Source organism: Hyphobacterium sp. CCMP332, from assembly GCF_014323565.1.
In the GTDB taxonomy this organism is placed as follows: domain Bacteria; phylum Pseudomonadota; class Alphaproteobacteria; order Caulobacterales; family Maricaulaceae; genus Hyphobacterium.
On record NZ_CP058669.1, the window covers coordinates 592,523 to 606,028 of the forward strand.

Genomic DNA, 13,506 nt, shown 5'->3' on the forward strand with positions numbered 1-13,506 from the left:
CTACGCCTCACCCATCAGGGTCGGCATGAAGCTCTCATTGACGGCTTTGAGGTCCGCAATCGAGACCTCGATCGTGCCATTGATGGTCAGCGCGTCTCCGCCCGCGATGCCGATGACGTGCAGCGGCACACCGGCGGCCCTGGCGGCCTTGCGCATGTCTTTTGCCGCAGCTTCATCGACCGCCAGCAGATAGCGCGCCTGGTCTTCACCGAAGAGCCAGCCATGCAGAGGCAGGTCGCTGTCATGAACAAGGTTCAGTCCGGTTCCCGATGCCATCGCCATTTCCGACGCGGCAGCCGCCAGACCGCCATCTGACAGGTCGTGGCAGGCCTTGATATGACCAGCCCGGATTTGCGTGCGAACGAAATCGCCATTGCGTTTTTCAGCGTCGAGATCGACCGGGGGAGGGCTGCCGTCTTCGCGGTTCTCGATGACGCGCAAATAGATAGATGCGCCGAGATGTCCTTCAGTGTCGCCGACAACCATCAGGATGTCGCCGGTTTTAACGCAGCCATATCCCATGCGCTTTGAGATGTTCGGGATCAGGCCGACGCCGCCCACAGCCGGGGTCGGCGGAATCGCGAAGCCATTGGTCTCGTTGTAGAGCGACACATTTCCCGACGCGACCGGGAAGTTGAGGACACGGCAGGCTTCCGACATGCCTTCCACGCATTCAGCGAACTGCCCCATGATGTGTTCTTTTTCGGGGTTGCCGAAATTCATGCAGTCGGTAATCGCAATCGGGTCGGCGCCGACAGCCGTCAGATTGCGCCAGGCCTCGGCAACGGCCTGCTTGCCGCCCTCGATCGGGTGGTTCTCGCAATAGCGCGGCGTACAATCGGTGGTGATGGCGATCGCCTTGTTGGTGCCATGGACGCGCACGATTGCGGCATCCGCCGGGTCCTCGGAGGAGGCTGCCGTGTCCGCCATGACGTGGCGGTCATATTGCTTCCAGATCCAGGCCTTCGAGGACAGGTCGGGCGAGACCATCATCGTCAGAATGGCTTCGGCATAATCCTTCGGCTGGGACAGCTCGTCCGCAAAAATAGCCGGTTCCGGCTGGGCGCGCTGCCATGGGCGCTCGTAAAGGGGCGCATCCTCGGCCAGCGGATCGAGCGGGATGTCGCAGACGGTTTCGCCCTTATGGGTCAGCACCATGCGGCCGGTATCGGTCGTGCGGCCGATCGTGGCGACGTCCAGTTCCCACTTGTTGAAAATGGCCTCGGCGATGTGTTCCTTGCCCGGCTTCAGGATGAAGAGCATCCGTTCCTGACTTTCAGACAGCATCATCTCGTAGGCGGTCATGTTGTCTTCGCGCTGGGGCACCTTGTCGAGGTCCATCAGCAAGCCAACCTGACCCTTACCTGCCATTTCAACAGACGACGAGGTGAGGCCGGCAGCGCCCATATCCTGAACCGCGGCAATGGCGTCGGTCTCCATCAGCTCCAGACAGGCTTCGATCAGTTTCTTCTCGACAAACGGATCGCCGACCTGAACGGTCGGGCGCTTCTCATCGCTCTCATCGTCAAATTCGGCCGATGCCATGGTCGCGCCATGAATGCCGTCGCGGCCGGTCTTGGAGCCGACATAGACGATGGGTTGGCCCGGCTCGGCGCCGCGCGCATAGAAAATCTTGTCCGCATCAGCGAGGCCCACCGCCATCGCATTGACGAGGATATTGCCGTTATAGCCGGAGTGAAAATTGGTCTCGCCGCCCACAGTGGGCACGCCCACGCAATTACCATAGCCGCCAATGCCGGCCACGACGCCGGAAACCAGCTGCCGCGTCTTGGCATGATCCGGCGCGCCGAAGCGCAGCGCATTCATCAGCGCAATCGGGCGCGCACCCATGGTGAAGACATCACGTAAAATGCCGCCCACACCCGTCGCTGCGCCCTGATAGGGCTCGATATAGGACGGGTGGTTGTGGCTCTCCATCTTGAAGATACAAGCCTGACCATCGCCAATGTCGACAACACCGGCATTCTCGCCCGGGCCCTGGATGACCTTCTCGCCCGTCACTGGGAATTTCTTCAGGTGAACGCGGGAAGATTTGTAGGAGCAATGCTCGGACCACATGACCGAGAAAATACCCAGCTCGACGATGTTCGGGGCGCGGCCCAGAATTTCGACGGCTTTCTCATACTCATCCGCGGGCAGGTGCGAAGCCGCAATTTCCGGAGTAATGCCGTCAGCATATTGGGTCATATCACGCACTCCCCAAGAGGCTTTCAAAGACAGCGAGGCCGTCCGTTCCGCCATGATCGGCGTCGATGGCGCGCTCGGGGTGGGGCATCATGCCCATCACATTGCCGCGCTCATTGGTAATGCCGGCGATATCGCGCGCAGACCCGTTGGGGTTTCGCGCATAGCGGAAGACGACCTGTCCTTCGCTCTCCAGCCGGTCCAGCGTCTCGTTGTCAGCAAAGTAATTGCCGTCATGGTGCGCGATCGGGATCACCACATCGCGGTTGGTCGCATAGCCGCCGGTGAAGCGCGTATTTGCATTCTCCACCCGCAAGGGTGATTTCTCGCAAACAAAGTGCAGGCTGGCATTGCGCATCAGCGCGCCGGGAAGAAGCCCGGTCTCGATCAGTATCTGGAAGCCGTTACAGACACCCAGCACGGGCTTGCCAGCCTCGGCGTGGGCTTTCACGGCCGGAATGATGTGCGAGACCCCCGCCATCGCCCCGCAGCGCAGATAGTCACCATAGGAAAAGCCGCCGGGCAGCATCACGAATTCCGTGCCATCGGGCAGGGCGGTTTCCTGATGCCAGACCATGGCCGGCGCGGCTCCCGTCACCTTCTCGATCGCCATGGCGGCATCGCGATCACAATTGGACCCGGGAAAGACAATAACAGCGGATTTCATGGCGCAGCCTTTAGCAATGCGGCCCGACAAAAGCGAGCCCCGGGAATCAGCAGAGATGCGGGATCATAGATGAAGCTGGGGAAGCTGTGATCCATGCAGCACACGCAGGATCAGAAGACGGTCCTCGACCTTTTGATAATAGATAACGTGGGAACGAAAACTGATGCGGCGAACGAAGCCGATTTTTAATTCCGTACCAACTGCCGGAAAGTCCAGCAACCGCGCAATGGCACTCTGCAGGCCCGCCCGATAGGCGTCAGTTGCTGCGAAACCAAAATTCATATCGCTATAGAAAGCGATGTCTTTGAGGTCTCCGGCGACCAGCGGCGTAATCTCAAGGACGAGCGCCATTCGCAATCGCTTCTGCCCGGGCCTCATCAAAAATCTGATCGATGGTCTTGTCGCTCACACCGCTGTCGATGCCCTCCTGGATCAGGCGCTCCAGCTCACTTTGCTGGGCCGCACGTTCCTGTTCGCGGCGGATCAGGTCGCGGACATAATCGCTGACATTGGCAAAGCGGCCATTGCCTGCCTGTTGTTCGACAAAGGCCTTCAGGCCGTCGGGAAGAGAGATGTTCATGGTCGCCATAATGTGCTCCTTTGAAGAGTGTATATCATGGCAGAGATTGGCAATCCTTGCCAATCACGAATTGGGGGCGCGTATCAGGCCATCTCGATCGAGAAATTCTCGATAACTGGATTGGCCAGCAATTTCTTGCACATATCCTCGACACGGGTCTTCGCAGCCTCGGCATCGTCACCGGTAAGGTCCAGCTCGATCAGCTTGCCCTGACGCGCATTTTCAACTTCGTCAAAGCCGAGATTCTTGAGGGCCCCGGCAACAGCGGCCCCTTGAGGGTCCAGAACGCCGGGCTTCAGATAAACGTGGATGCGCGCTTTCACTTCATGACCTCTTCGATATTCGTGACGGTGCCCGATTCCCGGATCACGCCGAGGCGGCGGGCAACTTCAGTGTAGGCTTCGGTGACATTTCCCAGATCGCGGCGGAACCGGTCCTTGTCCATTTTCTCGTTGGTTTCGATATCCCACAGGCGGCAGCTGTCCGGGCTGATTTCATCGGCCAGCACAATCCGCATCATATCGCCTTCGAACAGACGGCCAAATTCGATCTTGAAATCGATCAGCTGAATGCCGACGGCGGCGAACATGCCGGTCAGAAAATCATTGATCCGCACAGTCAGCGCGATCATGTCGTCCAGATCCTGCGGGCTGGCCCAGTTGAAGGCGGTGATGTGATCTTCTGTCACCAGCGGGTCGCCCAGCTCGTCCTTCTTGTAGCAATATTCGATGATCGAACGCGGCAGTTGGGTGCCTTCCTCGATCCCGAGACGCGTACAGATGGACCCGGCCGCGACATTACGGACAATCACTTCCAGCGGAATGATCTCGACCTGACGCACCAATTGTTCGCGCATGTTCAGGCGGCGGATGAAGTGGGTGGGAATGCCCGCCCGCATCAACCCGATCATGATAAACTCGCTGATCCGGTTGTTCAGAACGCCCTTGCCTTCCAGCGTGGCCTTTTTCTGATTGTTGAAAGCGGTCGCATCATCCTTGAAATACTGGACAAGTGTGCCTGGCTCCGGCCCTTCGTAAAGGATCTTCGCCTTGCCTTCATAGATCATCTTGCGGCGTGCCATCGCCTTGCTCCTCGCGCGGGACCAGAGGTCCGAAAAAGCAAACGGCCCCGAATCGATCCGCAGGGCCGCCTTAGACCTTCCTCTTTACTCTGCGCAGCGCATTGCTGCAATGCGGTGATGTGCGCCGTCTCGCATGATTGATTTACGCGCCGGGCCAAGCTAACGGAGAGTCAGCACAACATGCATTTCGGAGGAGACGCGCATGAGCGGGATGGACGATCGCGAAAAAGGTCTGGAGGGCGCTTACGCTCACAGTCAGGAACTGGAATTCAAGGCGACGGTCCGCCGCAACAAGCTGTTGGGTCTCTGGGTTGCCGAGCAAATGGGCAAGACCGGTGAAGACGCCCAGAATTATGCCAAGGAAGTGGTGAAGGCGGACTTCGAGGAAGCCGGCCACGAGGACGTCTACCGCAAGGTCAAGGGTGATCTGGATGCGGCTGACGTGGACGTTTCCGAGCACGTCATCCGCACCAGAATGGACCAGCTGCTGGCGGAAGCCCGCGAACAGGTCATGAAAGAAGGCTAGGCGCCCACCTCGGTCTCTTTCAGCCCCATGGCCTTGAACACCATGGCGGCCGGACAAAATCCGGTGAAACTGGACTGGATTAAATTCAGTCCCACAAAGGTCGTGAGCGCCAGCCAGTAGGGGCTGAAGGCCCAGGCCAGTGCAAGCGACACTAATACCATCACGCCTGCAAACAGGGTTACAGCTCTGCCAATTGTCATGTCAGTCTCCGTGGTTTGTGGTGGCCTCACTGGCCGCCGTTTCGGGGGAATAGGGCGCGTCGGCATCCTTGAAAATCACATAGATCGCCGGGATCACCAGCACGGTCAGTAGCGTCGAGGAGGCAAGGCCGAACAGAAGCGAAATCGCCAGCCCCTGGAAGATCGGATCTGTCAGGATCACGGAGGCCCCGATCATCGCCGCGAGCGCGGTCAGCAGGATCGGCTTGAAGCGGATCGCGCCTGCCCGCAGCAGCGTGTCCCGCAAGGGTTCACCGGCTTCCGCGCCGTGGCGGATGAAATCCACCAGCAGAATCGAATTACGGACGATAATCCCGGCCAGCGCGATAAATCCGATCATCGAGGTGGCGGTAAAGGCGGCCCCGAATATCCAGTGTCCGACCATGATGCCGATAAAGGTCAGCGGGATCGGAATGAGGATGATCAGCGGCACGCGGAAGGATCCGAACTGGGCCACGACCAGCACGTAGATACCCAGCAGCGCAACCATGAAGGCGGCGCCCATGTCGCGGAAGGTGACATAGGTGATTTCCCATTCGCCGTCCCAGAGCAGGGTGACATCGGCATCGCTCGCGGGTTGTCCGTAGAGGCTGATGGCCGGTTGCGGGACGGCATCGGTCCATTCGCGGCCATCCAGCGCATCAGCGACCGCCGCCATACCGTAAATGGGGGCTTCAAAATCACCCGCCAGCTCGCCCATTACCATTTCCAGATAGCGGCCATCGCGGCGGAAAATCGGGTAGGACCCCACTTCCTCCGTGACCGTGACAACGTCACCCAGCTCGGCTATGGCGCGGGAGCCGGGCAGGGTATTGGCCGGTACCGGCGTCGACGCCAGCCGTTCATTCCAGACCCGTCCGCTATCGGGCAGCTGAACGGTAATCTCTACCGGATTGCGGCCTTCGCCACGATGGGAATAGCCCACCGGCATGCCATCAAACAGCGCGCGGATCGTGTCATAGACGTCCGATTGCTGAACCTGGAAGAATTCCAGACTTTCCTGATCAATCGCGATGCGAAGGCGCGGGCGCGGCGTACCGAAACTGTCATCGATATCGACAATATAGGGCACTTCGTTGAAGGCCGAGCGCACTTCCGTCGCGACTGCGCGGCGGGTATCCGCATCCGGCCCGTAAATTTCTGCCAGCAGTGTGGCAAGCACGGGCGGGCCCGGCGGGATTTCGGCGACCCGGATCACCGTGCCTTCCGGCACGTCGAGATCCGCCAGCAATTCCCGCGCTTCCAGCGCAATCTCGTGTGAGGACCGGTCGCGATGGTGTTTGGCCTCCAGATTGACCTGCAGATCGCCGAGTTCCGGCCGTTCGCGCAGGTAGTAATGGCGCACCAGCCCGTTGAAATTGAAGGGGGCGGCCGTCCCGGAATAGAGCTGGATCGACGTCGCCTCCGGCAGGGCGGCAAGCCGGTCTGCCGCTTCCATCAACACACGCTCGGTCCGCTCCAGCGTCGCGCCCTCCGGCAGATCGACGATGACCTGGAATTCCGATTTGTTGTCGAACGGCAGAAGCTTCACCGTCACGGCCCGGGTCACGAACAATGTCATGGACAGGGCGGTCAGGACGCCAACGATAATCAGAAGCGTCCAGGCGCTCGCGCGTGACTTGATGACCGGCGCGGCAACACGGCGGTAAATCCGCCCCAGAACGCCCTCACTGTTATGCGCATCATGGTCACCGCTGTGCTTGCGGCGGCCGGCAATCACTTTCATCAGCCACGGCGTCAGGATGACGGCCACGAAGAAGGAGAAAATCATCGCGGCTGACGCATTGATCGGGATCGGCGCCATGTAGGGGCCCATCAGGCCCGACACGAAGAGCATGGGCAGGAGCGCGGCAACAACGGTCAGGGTGGCGACAATGGTGGGGTTGCCAACTTCGGCGACGGCCTCGATGGCCGACTGGACCCGGCTTTTGCCTTGATCCATGGCCCAATGGCGCGCGATGTTTTCAATGACGACAATCGCGTCATCGACCAGAATGCCGATGGAGAAAATCAGGGCGAAGAGCGAAACGCGATTGATCGTGAAACCCATCAGATTGGACGCGAACAACGTCAAAAGGATCGTGGTCGGAATCACGACGAGCACGACCAGACCTTCGCGCCAGCCGATAACGAAGGTCACCAGCAAGACGATGGAAATGGTCGCCAGAGCGAGGTGGAAGAGGAGCTCGTTGGCCTTTTCGTTGGCCGTCTCGCCATAATTGCGCGTGACCGTGACGTCCAGACCTTCCGGGATGAGATTCCCGCGCAGCAATTCCAGCCGTTCCAGAATGTGTTCGGACACGACCACCGCGTTTGCGCCTTCGCGCTTGGCAATGGCGAGGGTGACGGCCGGCGCGCGGGTCCAGCCACTCTCATGGTCGTCACGCGTCAGATTCCAGGCACGGGCATCGGCGGGTTCGGCCCCGATGACGACGTCGGCAACATCCCGCACATAGACCGGGCGGCCATCGCGGGTTGTCAAAAGCAGGAGGCCGATATCCGGCCCGCCCTGCAGGGTTTGCCCTGCAGCGATGGTGCGCGTCTGGTCCATGGCGCTGACATCGCCTGCCGGGAAGGAGCGGTTTGCTTCCGCCAGCCGTCCGGCCAGTTGTTGCAGGGTCACACCGTAGAGCGATAGCCGTTCGGGATCGGGCTCGATGCGGATCTGGTCCGCGCGCCCGCCGACGATATAGGTCTGACCCACATCTTCGACATTCATCAGCGCCGAGCGCAATTCCTCGGCAATATTGTAGATCGCATTGTCATCCCATCGCGCGGCGGCGTCCGGGGAGGGCGACAGTGTCAGCGAGACAATGGCGACATCGCTGATCCCGCGGCCCGCAATCAGGGGCTCGGGAATGCCAAGCGGCATTCGAGCGTAATTGGCGCGAATTTCTTCATGCACGCGCAGGATGGCGTCATCGAAGTCGGTGCCGACCTCAAATCGCGCCGTGACCATAACCTGATCATCTTCGGTCTGGGAATAGACGTGCTCGACAGACCGGATAGATCCGATGATCGCTTCAAGGGGTTCTGTGATCAGCTCCACGGCATCCGGCGCGCGCAGTCCGTCGGCCTGCACCATCACATCGACCATCGGCACGGAAATCTGCGGTTCTTCCTCGCGCGGAATCGTCAGCAGGGCGATCAGCCCGACCGCGAGCGATGCCAGCAGTATCAGCGGCGACAGTGGCGAGTTGATAAAGGCTCGCGTCAGATTTCCGGAAATACCCAGCTTCATGGCTGCACCAGAACGTCGCCCGCTAACAGACCGGAGAGAATTTCAATATCGGAGCCGCGGACTTCCCCGCGCTGGATCACAACATCATGTGCGGCATCTCCGTCGCCCTGAACGCGCACATAATCAACGCCATAGCGGGTATCGATATATATATCGGGGATGAATATCGTCTCGCGGCTATCAACCGCCACAAGCACCCGAACCCGCTCGCCGACGAAGAAGTCTCCCAGTCCGTCAACCAGTGCATCGGCCATGACGCGGCCCTCCTGAATGCGCGGATAGACCTGGCGAATAAAGCCGTTTGGCGCGACATCGCCGGTCAGGTCGGAGCCATCGACGCGAATGCTGTCACCTTCAGAGATGGAACGTGCATGGCGTTCCGGCAGCATCAGGCGCAACACGTAAAGGTCGGACGCCACCGAGGCTATCATCTCGCCCGGCAGGACGACTGAGCCGGCCGTCACGGGTACATCCAGCACCCGCCCGGCCGTTGGCGCGAGGACATTGCCTTCGCGCGATTGCTGCACAATGACGGCACGTTCCTGCCGCGCGGACGCCAGCTGGTTTTCCAGCACATCAACCGCTGTCTGCGCTTCATCCAGCCGGGCTTGCGCAAAAATTCCGCGGTCAAACAGATCCTGTGCCCGGGCGAGGTCCGACCGGGCCTGATCCAGCTGGGCGCTTAACGCGGCGGCTGTTGAGTTCACGGCGCCGATCTGCGGCCCGAGACGGTCGTCAACCACGATGGCGATAATATCACCGGCCTCGACCGCATCGCCCTCATCAACGCGCAATTCACCGATCACGCCGCCAATACGGGCACGGGCGCTGACCACGTCGACGCTTTCAACGGTGGCGAACACGGCCTTTTCGTCAGTCACGAGACTGGACTGGACCGTATGCGTTTCCGCTGATGTGGCCTGGAGAATGGCAAGGAGGAGAGATGCGAACATGAGCCTCAGCCTTTCTGCGGATCGACCAGACGGCCGGTTGCGGGATCAACGGCAACGGTCGGCAGACCGGCGGACTTCCAGCCCATGATGCCGGACGCCATGTGTTTGGTGATGGGCACACCGGCTTGCGCACACCGGGCCAGCGCATCGCCGGAACGTTTGGCCGATCCACAATGCAGTATGACGTCGCGCGTGGCGTCAATCGGCAGCGCCTTGGGATCAAAAGTCGAGAGCGGATGGAGCAGGGCACCGTGAATACGCTCGGCGGCAAACTCCGCTGGCTCGCGCACATCAATCAGAATCGCTTCGCCTTTTTCCAGAGCTTCGGCCGCGGCTTTCGGGCTGATTTCCTGTGCAGACATGGGTATCTCCGTTACCAGAACTATATAATTGACATCTAAATAAGCAATTGCTACATTAGTGTCAACTAATAAAGGTGAGAAATGAGTTCCATTGCTGATCCATCCATTCGCGAGCTTCAGGAACAGGCGGGCGATGCAGCTGCTTTCCTGAAGCTGATCGCGAACGAAAAACGCTTGCTGATTCTGTGCCGCCTGGCCTTGGGCGAGGCGACGGTCGCCGAGCTGACCACGATTGCGAACCTGTCCCAGTCGGCCATGTCCCAGCATCTCGCCAAGATGCGGCAGGACGGGCTGGTTCGGGGCCGCAAGGACGGCTTGCAGGTCTTTTATTCCATCGCCGATCAGCGCTGCATCGGCCTTTTGCACCATCTGAAGTCTGAATTCTGTACTGCGGTCGATGAGGTCGCGGGCAATTAAAGAGCCGGGACATTCCGGCCTCACGGGAGGAAATCATGACACATGTAGCTATTCTCGGCGCCGGTCTGGGCGGCGTGCCCATGGCACTGGAGGCGCGCAAGGAGCTGCGCAAGGAAGACAAGGTCACCGTCATCAGCGATTCCGCGACCTTTCATTTCACGCCGTCCAATCCCTGGGTGGCTGTCGATTGGCGCAAGCCGGACGCCATCAAGGTCGATCTGGCGCCGATGTTTGCGAAGAAGAAGATCGATTTCGTCCATTCGGCCGCCAAAAAGGTCCGGCCGGAACAGAACAATATCCTTCTGGCGAATGGCGAGACGGTTGACTACGACTATCTGGTCATAGCCACGGGACCGGAGCTGGCCTTCGACGAGATCAAGGGGCTGGGACCGCATGGAGGGCATACGCAGTCGATCTGCCATGTCGACCATGCCGCCGACTCCAAGCTGGTCTGGGACGATTTCGTCAAGGATCCGGGACCCATTGTCGTTGGCGCGGTCCAGGGCGCATCCTGCTTCGGCCCGGCCTATGAATTCGCCATGATCATGGAAACCGACCTGCGCAAGCGCAAAATCCGCGACAAGGTGCCCATGACCTTCGTGACATCAGAACCCTATATCGGTCACCTCGGTCTGGACGGGGTGGGCGATACCAAGGGCCTGCTCGAAAGCGAGATGCGCAACCGGCACATCAAGTGGATCACGTCCGCGCGCGTCAAAAAGGTCGAGCCCGGCAAGATGATCGTCGAAGAAGTTGCCGAAGACGGATCTGTGAAGGAGACACATGAGCTGCCCTTCAAATACTCGATGATGCTGCCGGCCTTCCGGGGTATCGAGGCGGTTCGGGATATCGAGGGTCTGGTCAATCCGCGTGGCTTTGTCATCGCCGATCACACCCAGCAGAATCCCACATTCAAAAATGTTTTCTCCGTCGGGGTCTGCGTGGCTATCGCGCCGGTCGAAACCTATGCCGTGCCGGTGGGTGTGCCCAAGACCGGCTTCATGATCGAATCCATGGTGCATGCGGCCGCGAAAAACATCCGCGCTCTGATCGACGGCAAGGAGCCGCGCAACGAGGCGACCTGGAATGCCGTTTGTATCGCCGATTTCGGCGATGGCGGCGTGACCTTTGTCGCCATGCCGCAAATCCCGCCCCGCAATGTGAACTGGTCGGCTGATGGCGGCTGGGTCCATTTGGCGAAAGTCGCCTTCGAGAAATACTTCCTTGGTAAAATCAGGCGCGGCGTCGGCGAGCCATTCTATGAAAAGGCCGTCTTCGACATGCTGGGTGTGCACAAGGTCAAGCCGAAGGCGGACTAGTCGGTCATAATTCGCCGGCCCCTCACGCGTCATCCTCCGGTTTGACAAGCCCGGGCAGGCCATCAATAGACTCGGCGTTCGAGGCATATCGCCGAGCGCGCCAGTCCTCGTCGCTGCGATGGGCGTTGGTCCGGACCAGTTGATCGCGTTCATCGGCAAAGTCGTAGAACGGCACGCCCCAGCCACAGGAATCCTGGATGCGGGTTATGTCTGCCGTGATGATGGCGCGCGCCTTCGGAAAGTCCGGAAACTGCGCCAGCGCGTCCGCAAAGCCGGGATCGTCAAAACAGATCGCTTCACCCTTGCCGTAGAGCCGCAGAATGTTGGCTTTTCCCTCAAAGGCACAGAACATGAAGGTGATGCGGCTATTCTGGCGCAGATGCGCGACGGTCTCTATGCCCGACCCGCCCAGATCGAGATAGGCGACTCTGTTCGGGCCCAGAATGCGGAAGCTGTCATACCCCTTGGGCGAGACATTCACATGGCCATCGTTGCCCGATGGCGCGGTGGCGACGAAGAACATTTTCTGGGCTTTGATGAAGTCGGCGATCCGGGCGTCAATATGATCGTAGAGCTTCGCCAAATCACTTCTCCTCCTCGTCAGTCAGTAAACACCCGCGCAAAAATCGTATCCACATGTTTGAGGTGGTAGCCCTCGTCAAAGCAGGACTCGATCTGCGCGTCTGAGAGGAAGGCTTTGACATCGGCATCGGCCTTGAGGTGATCCATCAGCCGCCCGCCTTCATCCCAGGTTTTCATGCCATTGCGCTGGACCAGACGATAGCCGTCCTCGCGCGAGGCACCGGCCTGCGTCAGGGCCAGCAGGATGCGCTGGGAATTATGGATGCCGCCATAGGCTTCCAGATTCTCCCGGCAGCGATCCTCATTGACGATCAGCTTTTCGATCATGCCGGCGGTGCGGTGCAGGGCAAAATCCAGGTGCACGGTCGAGTCCGGCCCGATGCCGCGTTCGACCGAGGAGTGGGAGATATCGCGCTCATGCCAGAGGGCGATATTTTCCATCGCCGGCACGACGGCCATGCGGACGAGGCGGGCCTGTCCTGTCAGATTCTCGGTCAGGATCGGATTGCGTTTGTGCGGCATGGCCGAGGAACCCTTCTGGCCCTTGGAGAAAAATTCCTGTGCTTCACGCACTTCGGAACGCTGCAGATGGCGCACCTCGATGGCGATATTTTCAATCGCCGAGGCGATCAGGCCCAGAACGGCGAAATAGTTTGCATGCCGGTCGCGCGGAATGACCTGTGTGGAAATCGGCTCGATGGAAAGCCCCATCTTCTCCGCGACATGGGCTTCGACCGCCGGATCGACATTGGCGAAGGTGCCGATGGCCCCGGAAATGGCGCAGGTGGCAATCTCCTCGCGCGCGGAAACCAGACGCGCCCGGTTGCGGGCAAACTCGGCGTAGAAGCGCGCAAATTTCAGGCCCATCGTCGTCGGCTCGGCATGGATGCCGTGGCTGCGGCCGATACAGGCGGTGTATTTGTGCTCTTCTGCGCGGGTTTTCAGCGCCGCCATGACGCGATCCACACCGGCGATCAGAATGTCGGCGGCATCGCGCATCTGCACGGCCAGGCAGGTGTCCAGCACATCCGAAGAGGTCAGCCCCTGATGCACATAGCGGGCATCCTCGCCGACCAGCTCGGCCAGATGGGTCAGGAAGGCGATGACGTCATGTTTGACCTCGGCCTCGATGGCGTCGATCCGGTCAACGTCAAACGTCTTGTCCTTTGCCTTCCAGACGGCCTTAGCGGCCGCCTCGGGCACAACGCCCAGCTCGGCCAGCTTGTCGGTCGCGTGCGCCTCGATCTCGAACCAGATGCGATACTTGTTTTCCGGTGACCAGATGGCCGCCATTTCGGGACGGGTATAACGAGGGATCATGCGCGCGCCGCTCCATGCAATGTGATGGCGGCGTG

Annotated in this window: 15 protein-coding genes; 3 read left to right on the forward strand and 12 right to left on the reverse strand. The window is 60.0% G+C overall.

What is annotated here, in order from left to right; translation table 11 throughout:
• The 6 genes from purL to purC form a co-directional block, all read right to left on the reverse strand.
• Window positions 1–2,262 carry a phosphoribosylformylglycinamidine synthase subunit PurL gene (gene purL, locus HXX25_RS03035; protein WP_370543746.1) on the reverse strand — a complete coding sequence of 754 codons (2,262 nt, stop codon included), beginning with the start codon at window positions 2,260–2,262 and terminating at the stop codon, window positions 1–3.
• Window positions 2,210–2,872, reverse strand: a complete 663-nt coding sequence (gene purQ, locus HXX25_RS03040; protein ID WP_187167055.1) for a phosphoribosylformylglycinamidine synthase subunit PurQ — start codon at window positions 2,870–2,872, stop codon at window positions 2,210–2,212. Before purQ ends, purL begins: the two co-directional genes overlap by 53 nt.
• Window positions 2,873–2,935: 63 nt before the next feature.
• The gene (locus HXX25_RS03045; protein WP_187167056.1) at window positions 2,936–3,223 is read right to left on the reverse strand and encodes a type II toxin-antitoxin system RelE/ParE family toxin; all 288 of its coding nucleotides are present in this window, start codon (window positions 3,221–3,223) and stop codon (window positions 2,936–2,938) included.
• Window positions 3,207–3,461: a type II toxin-antitoxin system ParD family antitoxin gene (locus tag HXX25_RS03050; protein WP_187167057.1), complete on the reverse strand. Its 255-nt coding sequence runs from the start codon at window positions 3,459–3,461 to the stop codon at window positions 3,207–3,209. The genes HXX25_RS03045 and HXX25_RS03050 overlap by 17 nt, the downstream gene beginning before the upstream one ends.
• A gap of 74 nt (window positions 3,462–3,535) precedes the next feature.
• The gene (gene purS / locus HXX25_RS03055; RefSeq protein WP_187167058.1) at window positions 3,536–3,775 is read right to left on the reverse strand and encodes a phosphoribosylformylglycinamidine synthase subunit PurS; all 240 of its coding nucleotides are present in this window, start codon (window positions 3,773–3,775) and stop codon (window positions 3,536–3,538) included.
• Entirely contained in the window at window positions 3,772–4,533 is a 762-nt protein-coding gene (gene purC, locus HXX25_RS03060) for a phosphoribosylaminoimidazolesuccinocarboxamide synthase (protein ID WP_187167059.1), read from the reverse strand. The genes purS and purC overlap by 4 nt, the downstream gene beginning before the upstream one ends.
• A gap of 202 nt (window positions 4,534–4,735) precedes the next feature.
• Here purC and HXX25_RS03065 point away from each other — a divergent pair, with 202 nt between their 5' ends.
• Window positions 4,736–5,059 carry a DUF1476 domain-containing protein gene (locus HXX25_RS03065; protein ID WP_187167060.1) on the forward strand — a complete coding sequence of 108 codons (324 nt, stop codon included), beginning with the start codon at window positions 4,736–4,738 and terminating at the stop codon, window positions 5,057–5,059.
• Here HXX25_RS03065 and HXX25_RS03070 read toward each other — a convergent pair.
• Genes HXX25_RS03070 through HXX25_RS03085 form a run of 4 tightly spaced genes read right to left on the reverse strand, consistent with a single transcriptional unit; the run spans window position 5,056 to window position 9,833 of the window.
• Complete coding sequence (locus HXX25_RS03070; protein WP_187167061.1) at window positions 5,056–5,259, reverse strand: DUF2892 domain-containing protein; 204 nt, start codon at window positions 5,257–5,259, stop codon at window positions 5,056–5,058. The two genes, HXX25_RS03065 and HXX25_RS03070, sit on opposite strands and share 4 nt — an antisense overlap.
• Window position 5,260: 1 nt before the next feature.
• Window positions 5,261–8,518 (reverse strand): efflux RND transporter permease subunit, encoded by a 3,258-nt coding sequence (locus HXX25_RS03075; RefSeq protein ID WP_187167062.1) that lies wholly within the window; start codon window positions 8,516–8,518, stop codon window positions 5,261–5,263.
• Window positions 8,515–9,471, reverse strand: coding sequence for an efflux RND transporter periplasmic adaptor subunit (locus HXX25_RS03080; RefSeq protein WP_187167063.1), 957 nt, complete (start codon window positions 9,469–9,471; stop codon window positions 8,515–8,517). Before HXX25_RS03080 ends, HXX25_RS03075 begins: the two co-directional genes overlap by 4 nt.
• Before the next feature lie 5 nt (window positions 9,472–9,476).
• Window positions 9,477–9,833, reverse strand: coding sequence for a rhodanese-like domain-containing protein (locus HXX25_RS03085; protein ID WP_187167064.1), 357 nt, complete (start codon window positions 9,831–9,833; stop codon window positions 9,477–9,479).
• Window positions 9,834–9,914: 81 nt separating this feature from the next.
• Here HXX25_RS03085 and HXX25_RS03090 point away from each other — a divergent pair, with 81 nt between their 5' ends.
• Both HXX25_RS03090 and HXX25_RS03095 read left to right on the forward strand, forming a co-directional pair.
• Window positions 9,915–10,250, forward strand: coding sequence for a metalloregulator ArsR/SmtB family transcription factor (locus HXX25_RS03090; protein ID WP_187167065.1), 336 nt, complete (start codon window positions 9,915–9,917; stop codon window positions 10,248–10,250).
• Window positions 10,251–10,285: 35 nt separating this feature from the next.
• The gene (locus HXX25_RS03095; RefSeq protein WP_187167066.1) at window positions 10,286–11,569 is read left to right on the forward strand and encodes an NAD(P)/FAD-dependent oxidoreductase; all 1,284 of its coding nucleotides are present in this window, start codon (window positions 10,286–10,288) and stop codon (window positions 11,567–11,569) included.
• Window positions 11,570–11,591: 22 nt separating this feature from the next.
• Here HXX25_RS03095 and HXX25_RS03100 read toward each other — a convergent pair whose 3' ends face one another.
• Window positions 11,592–12,152: a pyridoxamine 5'-phosphate oxidase family protein gene (locus HXX25_RS03100; RefSeq protein ID WP_187167067.1), complete on the reverse strand. Its 561-nt coding sequence runs from the start codon at window positions 12,150–12,152 to the stop codon at window positions 11,592–11,594.
• A gap of 17 nt (window positions 12,153–12,169) precedes the next feature.
• Complete coding sequence (gene purB / locus HXX25_RS03105) at window positions 12,170–13,471, reverse strand: adenylosuccinate lyase (protein WP_187167068.1); 1,302 nt, start codon at window positions 13,469–13,471, stop codon at window positions 12,170–12,172.
• Window positions 13,472–13,506: the final 35 nt, after the last annotated feature.